At 69.7% G+C, this 21,249-nt stretch carries 15 protein-coding genes; 13 read left to right on the top strand and 2 right to left on the bottom strand.

From position 1 onward, the window contains the following. Positions 1–5,007 (top strand): RHS repeat-associated core domain-containing protein (locus VLJ82_RS07110; RefSeq protein ID WP_408662636.1); only part of this gene is annotated, 5,007 nt, incomplete at its 5' end. A 79-nt stretch (positions 5,008–5,086) separates the two neighbouring features. On the opposite strand, the gene VLJ82_RS07105 is transcribed toward VLJ82_RS07110, so the two are convergent. Further along, complete coding sequence (locus tag VLJ82_RS07105; RefSeq protein WP_408662635.1) at positions 5,087–5,593, bottom strand: hypothetical protein; 507 nt, start codon at positions 5,591–5,593, stop codon at positions 5,087–5,089. Positions 5,594–6,093: 500 nt separating this feature from the next. Beyond that, entirely contained in the window at positions 6,094–8,718 is a 2,625-nt protein-coding gene (locus tag VLJ82_RS07100; RefSeq protein WP_408662634.1) for a glycogen debranching protein, read from the bottom strand. Positions 8,719–8,958: 240 nt separating this feature from the next. Between VLJ82_RS07100 and VLJ82_RS07095 the strand changes: the two genes are divergently transcribed. The 12 genes from VLJ82_RS07095 to VLJ82_RS07040 all read left to right on the top strand — a co-directional run bounded on the left by VLJ82_RS07095 (position 8,959) and on the right by VLJ82_RS07040 (position 21,238). Then, a complete protein-coding gene (locus VLJ82_RS07095; RefSeq protein ID WP_408662633.1) occupies positions 8,959–9,777 on the top strand; it encodes an AIM24 family protein in 819 nt (272 codons plus the stop codon). Between the two features lie 188 nt (positions 9,778–9,965). After that, positions 9,966–10,541 (top strand): TerD family protein, encoded by a 576-nt coding sequence (locus VLJ82_RS07090; RefSeq protein ID WP_408662632.1) that lies wholly within the window; start codon positions 9,966–9,968, stop codon positions 10,539–10,541. Positions 10,542–10,595: 54 nt separating this feature from the next. After that, entirely contained in the window at positions 10,596–11,174 is a 579-nt protein-coding gene (locus tag VLJ82_RS07085; protein ID WP_408662631.1) for a TerD family protein, read from the top strand. Between the two features lie 95 nt (positions 11,175–11,269). After that, a complete protein-coding gene (locus tag VLJ82_RS07080; protein ID WP_408662630.1) occupies positions 11,270–12,424 on the top strand; it encodes a DUF475 domain-containing protein in 1,155 nt (384 codons plus the stop codon). Positions 12,425–12,467: 43 nt separating this feature from the next. After that, positions 12,468–13,184, top strand: a complete 717-nt coding sequence (locus VLJ82_RS07075; protein ID WP_408662629.1) for a TerD family protein — start codon at positions 12,468–12,470, stop codon at positions 13,182–13,184. Between the two features lie 108 nt (positions 13,185–13,292). After that, complete coding sequence (locus VLJ82_RS07070) at positions 13,293–14,525, top strand: toxic anion resistance protein (RefSeq protein WP_408662628.1); 1,233 nt, start codon at positions 13,293–13,295, stop codon at positions 14,523–14,525. A 74-nt stretch (positions 14,526–14,599) separates the two neighbouring features. Next, positions 14,600–15,106 (top strand): hypothetical protein, encoded by a 507-nt coding sequence (locus VLJ82_RS07065; protein ID WP_408662627.1) that lies wholly within the window; start codon positions 14,600–14,602, stop codon positions 15,104–15,106. A 28-nt stretch (positions 15,107–15,134) separates the two neighbouring features. Further along, complete coding sequence (locus VLJ82_RS07060; RefSeq protein WP_408662626.1) at positions 15,135–15,698, top strand: TerD family protein; 564 nt, start codon at positions 15,135–15,137, stop codon at positions 15,696–15,698. Beyond that, on the top strand, positions 15,695–16,612 hold the full coding sequence (locus VLJ82_RS07055) for a hypothetical protein (RefSeq protein WP_408662625.1): 918 nt from the start codon (positions 15,695–15,697) through the stop codon (positions 16,610–16,612). Before VLJ82_RS07060 ends, VLJ82_RS07055 begins: the two co-directional genes overlap by 4 nt. An 11-nt stretch (positions 16,613–16,623) precedes the next feature. Next, on the top strand, positions 16,624–17,784 hold the full coding sequence (locus tag VLJ82_RS07050) for an HpcH/HpaI aldolase/citrate lyase family protein (RefSeq protein WP_408662624.1): 1,161 nt from the start codon (positions 16,624–16,626) through the stop codon (positions 17,782–17,784). Then, positions 17,781–20,405 (top strand): phosphoribosyltransferase, encoded by a 2,625-nt coding sequence (locus tag VLJ82_RS07045; RefSeq protein ID WP_408662623.1) that lies wholly within the window; start codon positions 17,781–17,783, stop codon positions 20,403–20,405. Before VLJ82_RS07050 ends, VLJ82_RS07045 begins: the two co-directional genes overlap by 4 nt. After that, on the top strand, positions 20,402–21,238 hold the full coding sequence (locus tag VLJ82_RS07040) for an HAD family hydrolase (RefSeq protein ID WP_408662622.1): 837 nt from the start codon (positions 20,402–20,404) through the stop codon (positions 21,236–21,238). Before VLJ82_RS07045 ends, VLJ82_RS07040 begins: the two co-directional genes overlap by 4 nt. Positions 21,239–21,249 lie beyond the last annotated feature (11 nt).

Raw genomic sequence — 21,249 nt, 5'->3', positions numbered from 1 at the left:
AGCTACCCCAACTGCTTCACAATCCTGCTGCGCAACCCGGCCGGCACTTCGCTCAACTCCGTCTGGTACTGCGGCGGCGCCAACTACATCGACACCACCACGCTCGCCACCGCCGGCACCTACAGCATCCACATCGACCCGTCCGGCACCGACACCGGCAGCGTGAGCGTCGCCATCAACCTCGTCGCGGCTGACTCCAGCACGGCGGTGAACGCCGATGGCACCGCGCACACCGTCACCACCAGCCTGGGACAGGTCGCCGACCTCACCTTCACCGGCACCACCAACCAGCAGGTGTCCGTGAACGTCTCCAACGGCAGCTACCCGCGCTGCTTCTCGGTGCTGCTGCGCAACCCGGCCGGCACTTCGCTCAACTCCGTCTGGTACTGCGGCGGGAGCACCAGCATCCCCACCACCACCCTGGCCGGAGCCGGCACCTACAGCATCCACATCGACCCACCCGGCACCGACACCGGCAGCATCACCGTCGCCGTCAACACCGTTGCCGGCGGAGGTGCGATCAGTGCCATCGCCGTCGCGGCAGCCCCGGACCGGACCTCGGATGTATCCACGGCCGACGAACTGCGACCGGTACATACCTTGCGTCCACGACCGCCTGCCAAAGCCCACCCCGCCATCCACTCCCACTTCACTCCTGTGGTGGGTGCGTCCACGGCCGACGAACTGCGATCCGTACACGCGGTGCGTCCACCATCGGCTATCACTTCTCAGTTCTCTCGAGCGGCTCAGCCGACCGCCGCTGCCCTGCCGGCATGGGTCACCACCACTCCGAGCAGCCGAGACGGCTGGCAGCCCAGCCGATCGAACCTGGCAGGCGCCGACTGGCTATCGCATCGCATCCCGGCGGCCGCCGCGTCGTTACCGCCGCTGACCGCGGTGCCCGGCGTGACCGCGCTGGCCGGTCAGGTATTGACTGTGGGCGGCACTCCGCTGCCTAACGTGACGCTGTCCGCGGACGGGCACAGCACGCGCAGCGACCGGGCCGGCCGGTTCCTGCTGACCGGCATCTCTGCCGGCCAGCGAGTGCTGCTGATCGACGGCGGCACCGCCAGCACGCCCGGGCGGCGGTTCGGCATCTTCCAGGTATCGGTGCACACCATCGCGGGCCGCACGGTGCCGCTGGGCTACACGATCTGGCTGACCAAGCTGGACATCGCGCACGCCAGCACCATCCCGTCGCCGACCACCCGGCAGACCGTGCTCACCACGCCGGAGATCCCCGGCTTCGAGGTGATTCTGCCGGCCGGCACGGTGGTCCGGGATCTGCAGGGCCATGTCGTGCGGCAATTGTCGATCACTCCGGTGCCGACCGACCGGCCGCCGTTCCCGCTGCCGCCAGGCGTGAACACGCCGGCCTACTTCACCGTCCAGCCAGGCGGGTCCTACATCTTCCCGCAGGGCGCGCAGATCATCTATCCGAACAGCCTGCATGCTCGGCCAGGCTCCCGCGTGCAGTTCTACAACTACGATCCGAAAGGCCGCGGCTGGTACGTCTACGGCGGTGGCAGCGTCACCGCCGACGGCAAGCAGGTGGTGCCCGATCCGGGCGTGCGGGTGTGGGAATTCACCGGCGCGATGATCAACAGCATCGGAGATTTCCTGGACGCTCTCGGCCGGGCGCTCGGCAATCTGCTGTCCTTCCTGGCCGCCGCCGATCCGGTGGACCCGGGCACCGGGCTGTTCTCTTTCGGCCAGACCGACCTGGTCGAGCCCGACACGCTGCCGCTCACGCTGACCCGCAGCTACCGGCAGATGGACACCAACCAGTTCGTGTTCGGCCAGGGCTTCAACTGGACCTACGGCATGTTCCTGTCGTCGGCCCAGCAGTACCAGCAGGCCGACCTGGTGTTCCCGAACGGCAGCCATATCCACTTCATCCGGACCAGCCCCGGCACTGGCTGGGCAGATGCGGTGTTCCGGGCCACCAACGGCTGGGGCGACTTCGCCAACGCGGTGATGGCGTGGAATGGCAACGGCTGGGACGTCACCGGCCACACCGGACTCATCTACGTCTTCGGTGAGAACCAGCCGCTGCAATCGATCCGAGACCGGTACGGCAACCAGATCACCATTACCCGCTCCAGCGGCGGCCAGTCCGGCAACATCACCCAGGTCACCTCACCACATGGGCTGTGGATCCGGCTGAGCTACAACAGCTCGAACCAGGTCACCCAGGCCGTAGACAACGCCGGCCGCACGGTCAGCTACAGCTACGATGCCAGCGGCCGGCTCAGCCAGGTCACCAACGCCACCGGTGGCACCACCAAGTACACCTGGGACGCCAACAACAACCTGTTGACGGTCACCGACGCGCTCAACCACATCATCGCCAGCAACACCTATGACAGCAACAACCGGGTAGCCAGCCAGCAGCTCGGCAACGGCGGCACCTTCACCTTCGGCTACACCACCGACGCCAACAACAAGATCATCCAGACCGACGTCACCGATCCGGACAGCCACATCATCCGCTACACCTTCAACGCCGACGGAGTGGTGACCAGCAAGACCCTGGCACCAGGCACCTCCTCTGCCGAGACCTGGTCCTACACCCTGGCACCCACCACCGACTACCTCACCTCGACGACCGATCCCCTCGGTCATCAGACAAGTTATACCTACGACAGCAACGGAAACGTGACCAGCCAGACCCTGATGGCGGGCACTTCGTCGACGCGAACCACGACCTTCGACACCTCCGGCCCGTACGGGCAGGTGGTATCGGTGACCGACCCGCTCGGCCACCGAACGAACTTCAGCTATAACACGATGGGCAGCCTGGCTTCGGTAACCAACGCGGCCTCGCAGGTGACCTCCTACACCTACGCGCCGGACGGCCAGTTGGCCAGTGTCGCGAACACCACGCAGGACAAGGTGACCGACAGCTACAACCCGCTCGGCCAGCTGGTGGCCAGCACCGATCCGTTGAACCGGGCCACCCAATACTGGAACGATGCCGTCAACCGACCAGTGATCACCACCGCGTCCGACGGCGGGCAAACCGTCACCAGCTACGACGCCGGCAACCACGTCACCCGGGTGGTCGATGCCGTCGGCCGGCAGGCCGGCTACAGCTACAACCTGGCCGGCCAGTTGACCACCATCACCGATGCCAATCTCCATACCACTACCTATACCTATGACACAGACGGTCGATCGACCGGCTGGGTACAGACGGGCGGAGCCAGCCTCAGCCGCAGCTACGACCCGGCCGGCAACCTAGCCTCGACCACCGACGGCCGCGGCAAGATCACGACCATTAGCTACGACGTGTTGAACCGGCCGTCCGTGGTGAAGTACGGGGTCAGCGGCAGCACTGCCACCAGCAGCATCAGCTACGGCTACGACGCGTTGAACCGGGTCACCTCGCTGCAGGACTCGGTGGACGGCACCACCAGCATCGGCTACGACAACGTCGGCGAACCGACCACCGTCACCACGCCACAAGGCACAATCTCTTACAGCTATGACGCGGCCGGCCGGCGCACCGGCATGACCGTGGCCGGCGGCACCCCGATCAGCTACGGCTACACCGCGGCCAATGCGTTGGCCAGCATCAGCCAGGGCAGCACCACGGTCAACTACGCCTATGACACCGACGGCCGGCCAACTAGCATAGCGCTGCCCGGAGCGACCCAGAGCTACACCTATGACACGGCCGGACAGCTCAGCTCGATCAACTACACCAGCGGCTCAACCACGCTCGGCACGATCAACTACAGCTACGACCCGGTTGGCCGGGTGGTCGGCGAGAGCGGCAGCTGGGCCCGGCTGGCGCTACCGGCTGCGATGACCGCGACTTACAACGCGGCCAACGAGGCGACCGCGGTGAAGGGGGTGGCGCAGAGCTACGACGCCGCCGGACACCTCACCAACGACGGCACGAACAGCTACAGCTGGAACGACCGCGGGCAGCTCGCTAGTGTCACCGGCACCGGGGTGAACGAGAGCTACGGCTACAACCCCTCCGGCCTGCGGACCCGTGTAACCAGCGGCGCTAGCAGCACCTCCTACCTGTGGGATCTGTCCGGCAATCAAGTCGCCGAGCTAACCGGCGGTTCGGTCAGCGCCACAGAGCTGACCGGGCCCGGCACGGACCGCACTCTGGTTCGCACCGACGCCAACGGAAGCCGCAGCCAACTCACCGACCGGCTCGGCTCTACGGTCGCCACCACCGACGCCACCGGAGTGGTGAAATCCCAGTTCGGCTACACCCCGTACGGCCAGCAGGCCGCCAGCGGTGAAAGCATCGCGGGTGCGCCCGGCTTCACCGGCCGCACCAGCAGCTCGGCCACCGGACTCCAGTACAACCGGGACCGCTACTACAACCCCACGCTCGGCCGATTCATCAGCCAGGACCCGACCGGCCAAGCCGGCGGCCTGAACACCTATGCCTACGCGTACGGCAACCCGACCAATGTGACTGACCCCTCCGGCGACGCCGGGACGCTGATGACAGTGTTCATCGTGGCGACACTCGCCCCCGAGGCTATCCCGTTCATCGCAGCCGGCCTCGATCTCGACATAGCCGGGATGATGGCGGCCGTCGCCGGTGAGGCGACCTTGGATGCGACCGTGGGCGACGTCATGGTCAGCGAGGTGGCGGCCGGCGAAGCCGCAGCGGGCGAAGCGGCTGGCGCTGGCGAAGCAGCGAGCACCGGTGCGGACAACATCGCTAACGGTCCTCGCCTGGCAGAGCAGCTTGCTCGTGAATCGGCCGAGTCTGCGTTTACCGATTCTGGCGAGCTAGCAAGCGATATGATAACTGGAGCAAAACAGATTAAGGACGGTTCCGAACTGGGTAACCCGGCCGTAATCTCCGATCTAACATCCGACGGCAGCAATATCAGTGACTGGGGAAAGTACTCCACACGAATTATGCAAAGCCCATCTGGCGACTTTGAGGTTCACTTCTACATGAACCCCACGACCGGAGCAGTGAATTACAACTTCGACTACAAGGTCATATTTTCTGGCGCCCTATAGATTACTGGCGTGCTACCCGCGATGATCAACGCTCAATCGGTCGTTTAGGACATGGCCACGCAAGTGGATCTGTGCCGTCCTATAGGGATTCGGGTGGCCAGGGCTGATCGAGAAGCTCCCTTGCTGCTTGGATGATGCGCAGGCTGTACATCTCACGCGGCATGTCCCACTCCTCCGTCCAGTCATCCCACTCGCTGACCATTCCGACGAGTGGCTGAAGCGCTTCGGGATACTTCAACTTGTTCCAGCCCTCGAACCAGATCAGCCGACCGCCTACCTGGGGAGGAAGTTTCTCCTCGACGATGAGTTGGCACCACCAGCGGACGAGTTCCCAGCGCGCTGCGGTGGGCTCAGTGGGCAGGCTGGGCGCAAGCGCGAACTCTTCAACGACCCGATTGAACAAGGTATGTGCTTCGGACTCCTCACTATGGCCGAGGGCTGCCAATTGGGCCAAGGCAGAACTCTCAACACCGGCCAACAGCGCGCCTAAGGCGGCCGCGATCAGCTGGTCGGAACTAACGGTGTTGCCGAGCTGTTCTCGGATCGCCGCCATCCGCAGCGGCTGCATCGGGTCGGACTGAATCACGATGCCACCACCTCCGCCAAGTCGTGTCGGGCTGTTCATAACGTGCAGTAGGACTCCGGTTGCTTCGGAGACCTCTGCACAATGCCCGATCGTCCCATGCAGCGGTAGTTCTAGGTTGGGCGCAGAGGAATAAGTTGCCTCAGTATCAGAGCCGCCAAGTCCGTGACTGGTGCCTTCCATAGTGCGTTCGCGGCTAGGTAAGCGTTGCCCTCGGAGCCCGGGTGAGCAACTTTCTAGGAGTCGCACCGGCTCCGCGTGATCGCCGACATCGCTCCAGCGATACGCGTGATCGTCCTCGCCGGCCGCCATTACAGCACCGTCGTGCTCACCATCTGGCCTCACACAGCCACTCCCAGGCCGGCGCCGGTGAACTTGACCACCAGCGCGCCGGAGCCCCGGCGGCCGGTCGAATCCGACGCATTCCTGCTGTGGTTGGGGAACGCCGAGTCATAGGCTTGAACCGGCGGGCAGCCGGAGGCCGGCCGCCCGCTCCAACGTCGTCACGCCTGGACCGTCACGGTGTGCTGGCCCTTGCCGGTGGACACCGTGATCTCCACGCCCCGGTTGGTCGTCACCATCTTGTAGTTGTGCACCCGGTGACCGTCCAGCCAGACCACCGCCGGATGCGAGCCGCGCGGCAGCGTGGCGCCGATCAGCACCTGTCGGGCACCGACCCCGCCGTGCGTGCGAACCACGGTGACGTAACGGTCACCGGTGTGGTTGGCGGACACGTCCACCGAACCGCGGCCCAGCCGGATGTCGCGTCCGGAGACGGTGGTTTGCCCTTCCGGAACCTGCGGAACCACGCTGAGCCGGTCGAGGCCCAGGTCCGGCCGGACGCCCAGCCACTGGTGCACCACCGGCCAGGCCGTGCCGTAGTTGCCCCAGGCCTGCATAAACATCGAGCGGCAGGTCCAGCACCGGTCGATGTTGGCGCCCTGGTCCGGCGACGGGAAGATCTCCGGCATCGCACCGGGCTGCTCGTCCGGGGTGCCGCCGGTGGCGGGCTCGGCGAACATGGTCTGGGTCAGCGCGTCGATGTAGCGGCCCTGCTGGTCCGGCCCGAGCCGGCCGTAATTGCCTTCGCCGACCGACTGGATGGAGGTGGTCAGGCCGAAGATGACCTTCTCACCCTGGCCGGTCGCGCCACCGCCGCAGCCGGTGTGGAACAGCCCAGGATTGAACGGCGGGGTGCCGGAGAAGCAGTCGTTCTCCCGGCCGGCGAGTGCTGCGTTGCCGTGGTCGTACGGAGCCAGGCCCGGCACCGGAACGCCGTTGACGTTCAGCTCGACCTCCATCGGGGTCTGGCCGATCCAGTGCTTCTGGAAGGACTGCACGTTGCCCGGGTCCACCAGCGAGTCGGCGTACTGCGACGTGGCCTGGTACCACCAGGTGGAGTCGAAGTGCTCGCGCAACTCACCCGCCAGATGCCTGGCCCACGAGTAGGTCGCCGTGTCGTGCTTGGACTTGGCCATGTCGGCCAGGTCGTACAGGCCGCGGATGAAGTAGACGGTGTTGTCCAGCTTCTCCTGGCCCATGCCGGTCCGTTCCACGTTGCCCAGCCCCTCGGGCCAGCCGTCGTGGTCGGCGTCGAGGCTGTTCACCACGTAGCGCAGGTTGCGCTTGGTGAAGTCGTACATCTCGTCGCGGAACTTGTCGTTGCCGGTCCAGCGCCAGAGCAGCGCCACGGTCGACGGGAACTTCACCGTCTCGTCGGTGTTGAAGTCGTAGCTGACGGTGCCGTCCGGGTTGGTCGTCCGGGAGTCGTGGCCGAACCAGATGGAGCCGTCGGAGACCACCTCGTGGGTCACCACCCCGGACCGGTCGTTCAGGATGTCGGAGACGTCGCGCAGTGCCCGCAGGTGGTCCTCGATCGCCTCGAACTGCCCGACCGCGACCGCGGCGAACGCGGTGTACTCGGCGTCGGTGCCGAAGATCCACGGGTAGTCCGGGTAGCCGGCTCCGATCCAGGTGGCCTTGGCCAGCGTGCCGGACGGTGCCGGGAACTGCTTGCCCTGGTTGGTCCAGCGGATCTGCAGGTTGCGGGCGCTCAGCGTCAGGTCGGCCAGGTTCTGCTTGCCCCAGTCGACGGCGTCCTGCAGCTGCCGGTCGCCGGGCAGCGACAGCTGGGTGCGGTTGGCCAGCCGCTGCCGGTAGGCGATCTTGGCGGCCAGGTCCTTGTCCGGGTGCTCCAGCACCTCGTGCAGCTGGTGCCGCGCGTCGGCCAGGCCCGAGTCGGAGCCGGCCACCGCCAGCCAGACGGTGCGCGAACCGTGCGCGGGCAGCTTCACGCTGTAGGTCAGCCGGCCACCGGTGCCCCTGCCGAACGGGCCGTCGTCACACGCCGACGGCTTGGGATCGGCCGGTGCGCCGGGCTCGGTGCCGGTGCAGACGTGGCCGGGTTGCGGGCCCCAGAACTGGTGGCCGATGGTGCCGGAGTCGGGCTTGAGCGAGGTGCCCACCAGTGCCGCGTAGTGGTGGGTCGGGGCGCCCGGCAGCGCGCCGTTGTCGGTGAAGACCAGGTTGCGCCCGTCGTAGCTGCCGGAGTCCGGCAGGTTGTCACTGGCGTTCGGGGTGACCCCGGTGAAGCCCCACGGGTACTGGCCCATCAGCTCGGAATGCGCGTCCACGCTGAGCTTGGCGGTCCGGGCGCCGCCCGGGTTGGTGATCTTCAGGCCGTACAGCACGCCGCGCGGGCCGTCCGGCACGAAATCGGTGCGCTGCACCCGCAGGCCGGCGGTGGTCGGCAGGTCGTAGCGGGTATAGCCCCAGCCGCTGGAGAACTTCGTCGCCGGGCCCACCCACTGGCCGTCCAGGCCGAACCACACGCCGTCGACCAGCTTCAGCGGCGGCGTCCACACCCCGCCCATCTCGCCGGTGATGTGCCAGCCGTTGGCGTAGAACCGGCCGTCTTCGAAGCCGATCGAGTACGCCCGGGTGCCGGCCGCCACCTCGCGGCGGTCGGCGAGCCGGCTGGAGACCGACAACTCCGGCCCGCGTGCCGGCCGGCTGCCTCCCGGTCCGGCATGGCCGCCGGGTTCGGAGCTCGCCGCCACTTGGCCCAGCATCGAGATGCCGAGCACGGCGCCGATCGCGGTCAGGACTGTAGGGAGCTTGGCAGGCATGCGGGCCGTCCTCATCGATCGCACCGGGACGGCGGATCGGGCACCCGCCGGCGGCGGCATGGCCACCTGAACGGTCGACGGTTTCGGACCGGGAGGGGAGATCCAGTGGCCGGGTCCTAGCCTCTCTCCGTCGGGCCACAAGGTCAACAGCAGGCGTTCAGCCTGTGCACAGGTTCAGGCTGCCGGTCCACAGCCCCGGCTGTCAGACTCGGGAGCACACCTCTTGCGAGGAAGGAAGCGATGAGCCTCGACGTCCAGATCACCGGCAACGCGATGCAGATGGCGATCGTCCAGCTCCGGCCCGGCCAGACCGTCTACAGCGAGGCGGGCAAGTTCCTGTTCAGCTCGGCGGACGTGACGATGGAGACCAAGCTCTCCGCGCCCACCGCCCCGGCCGCCGCCGGTCAGCCGGCCGGCGGCCAACCAGGCGGGCTGGGCGGCATGCTGCGCGGCGCGATGGACGTCGGCAAGCGGATGCTGGCCGGCGAGTCCTTCGCCTTCTGCCACTTCACCAGCACCGGCGGGGACGGCCTGCTGGCCCTGGCCGGGGTGCTGCCCGGCGAGATGCGGGTGCTCGAGCTCGACGGCCGGACCACCTGGTTCGCCGAGAAGGATGCCTTCGTGGCCGCCGAGGCCGGCGTGCACTTCGACATCGCCTTCTCCGGCCTGCGGCAGGGGCTGGCCGGCGGCGAGGGTTTCGTGCTGGAGAAGTTCACCGGCTCCGGCAGCCTGATCATCGCCGGCGCCGGCAACTTCGTCGACATCAACCCCGCCGACTACGGCGGCCGGCTCAAGGTGGACACCGGGTGCGTGGTGGCCTGGGACGACCGGATCTCCTACGGCATCGAGCGGGTCGGCGCGCTGAACCGGGCCGGGGTGATGAACGCGGTGTTCGGTGGCGAGGGGATGAACCTGGCCACCCTGACCGGCAACGGCCGGGTGATCCTGCAGTCGATGACCATCGACGGGCTGGCCAAGGCGTTGCGCAAGAATATGGGCGCCGGTGACCGCAAGACCGGCGCGGGCATGGGCGGGCTGTTCTCCGGCAGCACCGAGTGACCGGCACCGGGTGACCAGCACTGGTGAGCCGCCGGCCGGCGTCACACCGGTCACACACCGCTGGAACTTCTCAGCTGCCTCACTCGTCTTGCCTAGCATGAACGCGCCGCCCGCCGGGGGCGGCGATGTCAGCCAGAGATCCGCGACGAAGGCCCCGGCGGCCTTCCTCTAGCCACCTGGAGTTACCCGTGGGAGTCAGCCTCACCAAAGGCGGCAACGTCTCGCTCACCAAGGCAGCCCCCGGCCTGACCGCGGTCACGGTCGGCCTGGGCTGGGACGTCCGCACCACCGACGGCCGGGACTTCGACCTCGACGCCAGCGCGATCGCCTGCGGTTCCAACGGCAAGGTCGTCTCCGACCAGCACTTCGTGTTCTTCAACAACCTCACCACCCCGGACGGCTCCATCGAGCACACCGGCGACAACCTGACCGGTGAGGGCGAGGGCGACGACGAGCAGATCAAGGTCAACCTGTCCGGCGTGCCCGGCGAGATCGACAAGGTGGTCTTCCCGGTCTCGATCTACAACGCCGAGGCCGGCGGGCAGAGCTTCGGACAGGTGCGCAACGCCTTCATCCGGGTGGTCAACCAGGCCGACAACAGCGAGCTGGCCCGCTACGACCTGTCCGAGGACGCCTCCACCGAGACCGCGATGGTGTTCGGCGAGCTGTACCGCAACGGCGCCGAGTGGAAGTTCCGGGCCGTCGGCCAGGGCTACAGCTCGGGCCTGGCCGGCATCGCCCGGGACTACGGCGTCAACGTCTGAAACCCGGTCGCCCGCTGTCCGGGGACGGCGGGCGACCGGTACGGGAGGAGTCGGATGGGAGTCAGCCTCAGCAAGGGCGGCAACGTCTCGCTGACCAAGCAGGCGCCGGGGCTGTCCGCGGTGCTGGTCGGCCTCGGCTGGGACGAGCGCACCACCAGCGGCCAGGCGTTCGACCTCGACGCCAGCGCCCTGATGCTCGACGCTGCCGGCCGGATCCTGTCCGACGAGCACTTCGTGTTCTTCAACAACCTCACCAGCCCGGACGGCTCGGTCGAGCACACCGGTGACAACCTGACCGGCGCGGGCGAGGGCGACGACGAGCAGATCAAGGTCGACCTCGGCCGGGTGCCGGCCGAGGTCGACCGGATCATCTTCCCGGTCTCGATCTACGAGGCCGACAGCCGCCGGCAGAACTTCGGCCAGGTGCGCAACGCCTTCATCCGGGTGGTCAACCAGGCCGACAACAGCGAGCTGGCCCGCTACGACCTGTCCGAGGACGCCTCCAGCGAGACGGCGATGATCTTCGGTGAGCTGTACCGGTATTCCGGTGACTGGAAATTCCGGGCGGTCGGGCAGGGTTACTCCTCGGGGCTGGCCGGCATCGCACGCGACTACGGCGTCAACATCGGCTGAAACCCCAGAACCTGACGAAACGGGCTGGCCACCCACCACCGCGACCGGACCGGAACGAAGACCCGGTCGCCTATTACGGAGATGGCGAATCTTTCATGGTGTTGAGAACGTTCGGCGGCTCGTTCGGGGTCACCGCGGTGGGACTGCTGCTGGCCTTCCTCTACGGCGGCAACACCGGGCTGGTGGTTGCCGCCATCCTGATCGTCCTGGAGATCTCGGTCTCCTTCGACAATGCCGTGGTCAACGCCACCGTCCTCGGTGAGCTGAGCGCGTTCTGGCAGAAGCTGTTCCTGACCCTCGGCGTGCTGATCGCGGTGTTCGGCATGCGGTTGGCGTTCCCGCTGATCATCGTCGGGATCACCGCGCACCTGTCGCCGGCCGAGGCGGTGCACCTGGCCCTGGAGAAGGGCAGCGTGCACGAGCCGGGCAGCTACGCCAACCTGCTGCACGAGGCGCACCCGGCGATCGCGGCCTTCGGCGGCATGTTCCTGCTGATGCTCTTCCTCGGCTTCATCTTCGAGGAGCGCGAGATCACCTGGCTGTCCTGGCTGGAGCGGCCGCTGGCCCGGATCGGCAAGCTGGACCAGCTGTCGGTGGTGGTGGCCAGCGTGCTGCTGCTGATAGCAGCCACCCAGCTCGCCCCCGAGGGCAAGGTGGTCAGCGTGCTGATGTCCGGCGTGCTGGGCATGGTCACCTACATCCTGGTCAACGGCCTCAGCGGGCTGCTGGAGGAGCACGAGGCGGCCCGCGAGGAGGCCGAGGCCGAGCACGACCAGGCCGCACTGACGCCGCAACCCGCGCAGGTCAGCCGGGGCCGGGCCACCGGCGAGCTGGCCCTCAAGACCGGCAAGGCGGCCTTCTTCTCCTTCCTCTACCTGGAGGTGCTGGACGCCTCGTTCAGCTTCGACGGCGTGATCGGGGCCTTCGCCATCACCTCCGACCCGATCATCATCGCCATCGGCCTGGGCGTCGGCGCCATGTACATCCGGTCGCTGACGGTCTTCCTGGTGCGCAAGGGCACGCTGTCCGACTACGTCTACCTCGAGCACGGCGCGCTGTGGGCGATCGGCTCGCTGGCGGTGCTGTTGCTGCTCACCATCCGGTACGAGATCCCGGAGGTGGTCACCGGGTTGATCGGGGTCGGCTTCATCGCCGCGGCCCTGGTCTCGTCCATCCGCCGCAACCGGCGCCTGGACGGCACCCCGGCCGGCGCTTCCTCCGACCGCGACCCGGCGCCCGCCGCGGTCTGAATCCCAGCCCTGACGCCAACTCCCAGAGAAAGCAGGCCCTGACATGGGAATCGACTACACCAAGCGCCCGAAGACCCCGGACCCCCAGCCCGCGCAGCCGTCCGCACAGCCGGCGCAGCCTTCCCAGCAGCCGGCGCCGGTCTCGCTGTCCAAGGTCACCCTGACCAAGTCCGCGCCCACCGTGTCGCTGACCAAGCAGGGCTCCTCGACCGGCATGCTGCGGGTGAACCTGAACTGGAACGCCCGGCCGGGCGGTGGCGGCGGCGGGCTGTTCAAGCGCTCCGCGCCCAGCCTGGACCTCGACCTCGGCTGCCTGTACGAGTTCACCGACGGCAGCAAGGGCGTGGTGCAGGCGCTCGGCAACGCCTTCTCCGCCAGCCCGCGCGGGATCGGCGAGCCGGTCATCCGGCTGGACGGCGACGACCGTTCCGGAAGCCGGAGCGAGGGCGAGAACCTGCTGATCAACCTCGGCTACGCCAACCAGATCAAGCGGGTGCTGGTGTTCGCGCTGATCTACGAGGGCGCGGCGAACTGGGCCGCCGCCGACGGCGTGGTGACCCTGTACCCGGCCACCGGTCCGCAGGTCGAGGTCCGGCTGGACGAGACCCGCGACGGCGCCCGGATCTGCGGGATCGCGCTGCTGGAGAGCAGCAACGGCGAGCTGTCCGTGCGGCGCGAGGTCAACTACATCAACGGCAGCCAGAGCGCGCTGGACCGTGCCTACAACTGGGGCATGAACTGGGCGCCGGGCCGCAAGTAGCCCGTCGCACCGGAGTCACCGTCGCGATCTTGCCGCGAGTAGCCCCCGCCCGCAGCCGGCCGCGAGTAGCTTCACCCGGTAGCACCCACAGCAGAAGGAGTACCCCGCATGTCTGAGCTCGACCTCTCTTCGAGCGCCACCCCGGCGGCCGGCGCCAGCGCGCCGTCGTCGCCCGGCACCGCGCTGGTGCTGACGCCGCCGGCGCCGGTGGTCGTGGTGGAGAACGAGCAGGCCGTCGGCGCCGTGCCGGTGGACAGCGCCCGCCAGCTCGAGCTGCGCTCGCGTGCCGACGCCTTCGCCCAGGAGCTGGCCGCGCTGGACGCCAACTCGCCGGCCTTCACCGAGAAGGTCAACGCGATCACCTCGATGGGCGAGCAGGAGATGCGTGCCTCGGCCAGCGTCTCCAACCGGATGCTGGACCGCCCGGCCGCAGCCCTGAACGCAGGCAAGGGCCGCGGCGGCGGCGACGCCCAGTCCCGGGTCGCCGGCACCCTGGTGGAGCTACGCCAGACCGTCACCGAGCTCGACCCGAACCGGGCCGACCTGACCGGTGCCAAGAAGGTGCTGAAGTTCCTGCCGGGCGGCGACAAGGTGCAGCGCTACTTCGCCAAGTACGAGTCGGCGCAGACCCAGCTCAACGCCATCATCAAGTCGCTGGAGTCCGGCCAGGACGAGCTGCGCAAGGACAACGCCAGCATCGAGACCGAGAAGGCCAACATGTGGGCCACCATGGGCAAGCTCGGCGAGTACAACGAGCTGGCCGGTGCCCTGGACGCGGCCGTGGAGTCCAAGATCGCCCAGCTGGAGGCCGCCGGGCAGACCAAGCAGGCCGAGACCCTCAAGGCCGACGCGCTGTTCCCGATCCGGCAGCGCCGGCAGGACATCATGACCCAGATGGCCGTGGCGGTGCAGGGCTACATGGCCCTGGATCTGGTCCGCAAGAACAACGTCGAGCTGATCAAGGGCGTCGACCGGGCGCAGACCACCACCATCGCCGCGCTGCGCACCGCGATCATCGTCTCGCAGGCGCTGTCGCGGCAGAAGCTGGTGCTCGAGCAGGTCACCGCGCTCAACGCCACTACCTCGGACCTGATCGAGCGCACCTCGGAGCAGCTGCGCATCCAGGGCGGCCAGATCAACCAGCAGGCGGCCTCGTCCACGATCGAGGTGGCCAAGCTGCAGGCCGCCTTCGACAACGTCTTCGCGACCATGGATGCCCTGGACACCTTCCGGGCGCAGGCCACCGACTCGATGGCGGCGACCGTGCAGGCGCTGCAGGGCCAGATCGAGCGCGCCAAGCCGTACCTGGAGCGCACCCGGCAGGGTGAGCCGAACGGCTGAGCCCCGGCCGGGGGAGAATGGGGTGGGCAGGAGCGGTCCTTCCTGCGACCCGAGCGGGGACGGAGTAGACGGTCATGACCTGGTTCCGGAGGTTGCTGGCGCCGCCGGTGCCCGGCGCGCCGCCGGAGCCGCCGGCCACCGGGCCGCAGCCCGACGACGACGATCCGGCCACGCTGCGCCTCGACCTGGCCACCGTCAACCGGTTCGTCAACCAGAACTCCGGCCGGCTGCCCGGCGAGTCGGTGGTCACCGCGCGGCGGATCACCGACCTGCTGCGCGAGGTGATCGACACCTCGGAGATCCGCCCGCTCGACATCTATGCGGTGATCTCGATCAAGGGCATCGTGCGGGACTACCTGCCCACCACGCTGCGCGGCTTCCTGGCCCTGGACCCGGCCCAGCTGACGGTGCCCCGGCCGTCCGGGCGCACCCCGGCGCAGTCGCTGGCCGAGCAGCTGGAGGCGCTGCTGGACGCCGCGGCCGACCTGCTGGCCGCCACCCAGGCGCAGGACGCGGACGCGTTGCTCAGCCAGGGCAGCTTCCTGCGGACCAAGTTCTCCGGCTCGGACTTGGACTTGTGAGGATGTGCCCGGTGCGGATCGGTTCGTCATGGCGGTGATGAAGCGCGGCTCGAACGTCGCCCTGACCCGTGAGATCCCCACCCTCACCGGCCTGGTGCTCGGGGTGCGCTGGGACGCCGGTGCTGAGACGGCGCTGACCGACAACCTGGTGGTCGCCACCATCCTGTGCGACGAGCACTCCAAGGCGCTGTCGGACGAGCACTTCGTGTTCTTCAACCAGCTGACCGAGCCGTCGATGACGGTCAGCCAGCTGGAGCAGGCGATGGGCCCGGACGCCGAGCAGGTCGAGATCCGGCTGGACGCGGTGCCGACCGAGGTGAGCCGGATCGTGGTGGTGCTCTACCTGAACGAGGGCATGGGCCTGCGGCGCAGCCTGGGACAGCTGCGCGAGTGCGTGCTGCGGGTGCTGAACCTGGCCGACAACGCCGAGCTGGTGCGGTCGGAGAACCTGGCCAGCACCCTGGACGGCGAGACCGCCCTGACGCTGGGCGAGGTGTACCGCCACCAGGGCGGCTGGAAGTTCAAGGTCGTCGGCGAGGGATACTCCACCGGCATCGCGGGGCTGGCCAAGGACTACGGGATCACCCTGTGAACATCGACGTCTTCGCCCCGGACCAGGCACCGGCGCGTCCGGACCTGGGGTTCCTGCGGCACCGGGTGCGGCCCCGGCCGGCTGCTGCCCCAGCCGTCTCCCCAGCTGCCCCCGCCGCGCCCGCTGCCCCGTCGAGCAGCCGGTCCGGCCTGGACCTGTCGGGTCCGGCACCGGTCAAGTCCGCGCCGTCCGGCACCCGGTCGTCCAGCCTGGACCTGTCGGCTCCGGCACCGCCGGCACCTGCTGCCCCGGCAGCCCGATCCAGCCTGGACCTGTCCACGCCGGCCGCGGCCCCGCCACCGGCCACACCTCCGGCACCCGGACGCCGGCGCCCGGTCCGCCCGCTGCCCCGGGCCCGCTCCGGTGAGCGCACCCTGCTGACCCCCAAGACACCCACCGTCACCCTGAACCGGCTGCAGAGCGGGGTCGGGGTGCTGACCATCGAGGCGGCCTGCTCGCCAGCCGTGGGTGACCTGAGGATCGGCGCCGCCTACCAGCTGGCCGACGGGCACAGCTCCCTGGTGTCGCGGTCCGGCGGGATGACCACCGCGCCGCGCGACTCCCGGCGTCCGGTGATCGCCGCCCGGGCCGAGCAGTACGAGCGGTTGCTGATCGACCTGCGGCAGAGCCGGCAGCTGAGCCGGCTGGTGGTCCTCGGCTTCTCCGAGTCCGGCGGCCAGCTGGCCTGGGGCGGCACGCTGATCCTCACCACGGCCGGCGGGGCGCGGATCGAGCTGCCGCTGGAGCGGCCGGCGTCCAGCGGGGTGACGGTGCTGCTGTCGATCTACAACATCCGGGGCGAGTTCGTGGTGCGCGCCGAGATGGAGAACTTCGCCGGTTCCATCCGCACCGCGGTGCAGGCCTACGGCTTCGACCGGATCAGCTGGCTCGACGACCGCACCCCGGTGGCGTGAGGGCGGCCGGGATGCGCCATTTCGACTTCCTGTCCGAGGCCGACCGGCGCCGGCTGTTCTACCGGCCGCCGCAGCCGTTCGGCCCGCAGGACGACCTGGGCCTGCTGGGGGTGGCGCTGGGAGCCACCCTGTACAGCCCGGCCACCCGCCCGACCCTGGTGACCGACCTGGCCAAGCGGGTCAACCAGGGCGTGCTGAGCACGGTGATCTGCCTGGAGGACTCGATCCCGGACGCGGCGGTGGCCGCCGCCGAGCAGAACGTGATCGCGCAGCTGCGGGCCTACGCCGAGTCCGAGCTGCAACGCCCGCTGGTCTTCATCCGGGTGCGCACGGCCGAGCAGATCCCGATGATCGTCGCCGCCCTCGGCGACCAGCTGCCGATCCTGACCGGCTTCGTCTTGCCCAAGTTCACCGACGAGAACGGGGCGCGCTACCTCGACGCGATCAGCGAGGCCAGCACCGCGACCGGCCACCGGCTGCTGGCGATGCCGGTGCTGGAGGCGCCGGAGGTGATCTTCGCCGAGTCCCGGACCGAGGTGCTGCTGCAGGTGCGCGGAGTGCTGAACAAGTACCGCCGGCACGTGGTGGCGGTCCGGATCGGCGCGACCGACCTGGGCTCGGTCTTCGGCCTGCGCCGCTCCCGCGACCTGAGCGTCTACGACGTGCGGGTGGTGGCCGACGTGATCGCCGACGTGGTCAACGTCTTCGGCCGCGCGGACGACACCGGCTTCGTGGTGACGGGCCCGGTCTGGGAGTACTTCTCCGGCACCGAGCGGATGTTCAAGCCACAGCTGCGCGTGGCGCCGTTCGTCGAGCATGCCGAGCCGGCGCTGCGCACCGAGCTGATCGCGCACGACCTGGACGGGCTGATCCGCGAGGTGGCCCTGGACAAGGCCAACGGCCTGACCGGCAAGACCGTCATCCATCCCAGCCATGTCGCCGCCGTGCACGCGCTGTCGGTGGTGACCCACGAGGAGTACTGCGACGCCTGCGACGTGCTTGGCACCCGGTCCGGGGGCGGGGTGGCGTCCTCGGCCTACCGCAACAAGATGAACGAGTCGAAGCCGCACTCGGCCTGGGCCCGCCGGACCGTGCTGCGGGCCGCGGTGTTCGGCGTCGCCAACGCCGACGTCTCCTTCGTCGACCTGCTCGGCGCCGGGCTGCACCAGTGACCGCGGCACCAGCGCCGGCCGGCACCCTGCCCTGGCGTGGCCGGTGGGTCGCCGACGCGCTGGACCTGACCATCGACTCCGACCCCGGCTCGCTGCTGCCGGTGATCGACCTGGTGGGGCTGGCGTTGCGCCGCAACCCGCGCCGGGCCCACCTGCTGGTCTCGACGGTGCTCGGCAAGCACCTGCCGGCCGATCCGCGGCTGGTCTACGGCGCCGGCCGGCTGCTCGGGCTGCTGGTCGCCGGCCGGCTGGGAGGTGTCGGCGGATCGGGTGAGGCGGCCACCGGTGCGGCGCTGCTCCGCACGGCGCTGCAGGCCGCCGATCCGGCGCCGGCTGCCGAGCGCCTGATCGAGCTGTGCGACGCCTCCCGGGCCGCCACCCCGGCTCCGGCCGGCACGCTGGTGCTCGGGTACGCCGAGACCGCCACCGCGCTCGGGCACTGCGTGGCCGAGTCGCTGGACGCCGGCTACCTGCACTCCACCCGCCGCCAGGTACCCGGCTACCGTCCGGTGGCCGGCTTCGACGAGGAGCACAGCCACGCCACCCGGCACCTGCTGCTGCCGGCCGACCCGGACCTGCTGGCCGGTGCCGGGCCGCTGGTGCTGGTCGACGACGAGCTGTCCACCGGCCGGACGGTGCTCAACACCATCGCCGCGCTGCACCGGAGCTGGCCCCGGCCGCGCTACCTGATCGCCACCCTGGTCGACCTGCGCTCCGCGGCGGACCGTGCCCGGTTGCACTCCACCGCCGAGCAGCTGGGCGTGCCGATCGAGGTGGTGGCACTGGCGTCCGGGCAGCTGCGGGTTCCCGACGACGCGCTGGCCACCGGCCGGCTGCTGGCCGACCGGGAACCGGCGGTGGTGCCGAATACCGGACGGACAGTCTCGCTGAGCCCGGTGCTCACCGGCTGGCCGGCCGGGCTCGCCGAGGGCGGCCGGCACGGCTTTCCCGGCGATGCGCACGCCGCTCTCGGACAGGCGGCGGGGGAGTTGGCCCGGTCGCTGGCCGGCCGGCTGCGCAGCCACCCGGTGCCCGGTTACCCCGACGGCACCAGGCGAATCCTGGTGCTGGGCTGCGAGGAGCTGATGTACGCCCCGCTGCGGATCGCCGCCGCGCTGGCCGGCGAGCTGGCCGGCTGGGGGAGTGTCCGGTTCTCCAGCACCACCCGGTCCCCGGTGCTGCCGGTGGACGATCCCGGCTATGCGATCCGTACCCGGCTGGGCTTTTCCAGCACCGACTTCCCCGTCGACGGACCCGGCCCGCGCTGGGCCTACAACGTGGCCGAAACCGGGCCCGCCGACCGGTTCAGCGACATCGTGCTGGTCACCGACACCGAACTCGCCGGGCACGGCGGGCCGGCCGGGCTGGTCGGGCAGCTGGCCTCGGCCACCGACCACCTGCAGATCGTCCGGCTGCCGGCGTACCAGCCAGCTCTGCCTTTGCTGGCAAGGGGAAACGCCGCCACAGCCCGGCCGGCCCGGCTGCCCGAGCCGTTGACCGGGCCGGAGTTCGGCAGCTACCCGGCCGCGGACGTGGCGTGGCTGCTCACCGACCTGTCCGGCGTGCAGCTGGAAGCCCCGACCGAGGAACGGGAGGAGGCGATCCAGTCCGGGCTGGCGCACTATGCCGAGTCGCTGCCGCAGGAATACCAGCCGAGTGCGGAGTACCGGCAGTTGTTCGCCGACACGCTGGCGGACTCGGCGGACCGGCTCGCACACGCGGTCGGCGTGGTCACCGAACTGGTGCTGGACCAGCGCGGGCCCGGCGTGGTGCTGGCGTCGCTGGCCCGAGCCGGCACGCCGGTCGGGGTGCTGATGCGCCGCTGGGCCCGCTTCGCGCACGGGGCGGACCTGCCGCACTACAGCGTTTCCATCGTGCGCGGCAGGGGAATCGACCGGCTGGCGCTGGCCTACCTTGCCCGCCACCACGACCCGGCCGCGGTGCTGTTCGTGGACGGCTGGACCGGCAAGGGCGCCATCACCCGGGAGCTGACCGCCGCGGTGGCCGAGCTGAACCGGGCCTGGTGGCCGGCCGGCGGCGGCTTCTCCGCCGAGCTCGCGGTGCTCGCCGACCCGGGCAGCTGCGTGTCGATCTATGGCACCCGGCAGGACTACCTGATCCCGTCGGCCTGCCTGAACTCCACGGTGTCCGGCCTGGTGTCACGCACCGTGCTGCACCCCGAGCTGATCAGGCCGGGGCAGTTCCACGGCGCGAAGTTCTACGCCGAACTGGCCGCCGCCGACGTCTCGATGCGGTTCGTCGACACCGTCGCCGGCCGGTTCGCCGCGGTGGCCGGTGCGGTCGCCCGGGACTGGCCGGTGCTGCGGGACTCCGACCGCCGGCCGACCTGGGCCGGGTGGGACAGCGTCCGGCAGCTCAGCGAGCAGTACCGCATCGGGGACGAGAACCTGGTCAAGCCCGGCGTCGGCGAGACCACCCGGGTGCTGCTGCGCCGGGTGCCGGAGCGGGTGCTGATCCGGACTGGGGATGCCGAGCAGTTGCGGCACGTGCTGCTGCTGGCCGGCCAGCGCGGGGTTCCGGTGGAAGAGGTCGACGGGCTGGCCTTCAGCTGCGTCGGGTTGATCGCGCCCCGCTCGCGCCGGTCCGGAGCCGGCGGATGACCGTCCTGATCGCCAGCGACCTGGACCGGACGCTGGTGTACTCGCGGGCCGCGCTGGCACTGTCCGGCGCCGCGCTGCCGGAGCTGACCTGCGTGGAGCGGCGCGGCGGCGAGCCGGTCAGCTTCCTGACCGCGACGGCGGCCCGGCTGCTCGCGCGGCTGGCCGGCCGGGCGGTGCTGGTGCCGGTGACCACCCGGACGCCCGAGCAGCTGGCCCGGGTCGAGCTGCCCGGGCCGCCGCCCCGGTTCGCCGTCGCCGCGAACGGCGGCGTGCTGCTGGAAGCCGGCATGCCCGACCCCGACTGGCAGCGCCGGGTCGCCGCCACGGTGGCCGGGTCTGCGCCATTGTCTGACATCACGTCATACGTCAGACAGCACTGCCGGCCGGCCTGGACCCGGCACGTCCGGGAGGCGGCCGGGCTGTTCTGCTACGCGGTGCTGGAAGAGGGCGGGGCGCCGGACGGCTTCGTCGCCGAGGCCACCGAGTGGGCCGCCCGGCGCGGCTGGACGGTGACCGCACAGGGCCGCAAGCTGTACTGGACGCCGGACGGGCTCACCAAGGCCGCGGCGGTCGGCGAGGTGGCCGACCGGACCGGCGCCGAACTGGTGCTCGCCGCGGGCGACTCGGTGCTGGACCGGGAGCTCGTCCGCACCGCCCACCGGGGCATCGTGCCCGCGCATGGCGAGCTGGCCGGCTCCGGCTGGTCGGCGCCCGGCGTGGAGTGCACTGCCGCGACCGGCGTGCTGGCCGGTGAGGAGATCGCGGCCTGGTTCGTCGCCCGGGTCGCGGAGTTCGGCCGCTGGGCGGCACCGCCGGCCTCGGCGATAAGCTGAGCCGTACCGCA

The sequence above is a fragment of the Jatrophihabitans sp. genome, from assembly GCF_035474675.1.
In the GTDB taxonomy this organism is placed as follows: Bacteria; Actinomycetota; Actinomycetes; order Mycobacteriales; family Jatrophihabitantaceae; genus Jatrophihabitans_A.
The sequence above is the reverse complement of the archived record's forward strand: the minus strand, read 5'-3'. Positions and strand labels throughout refer to the sequence as shown.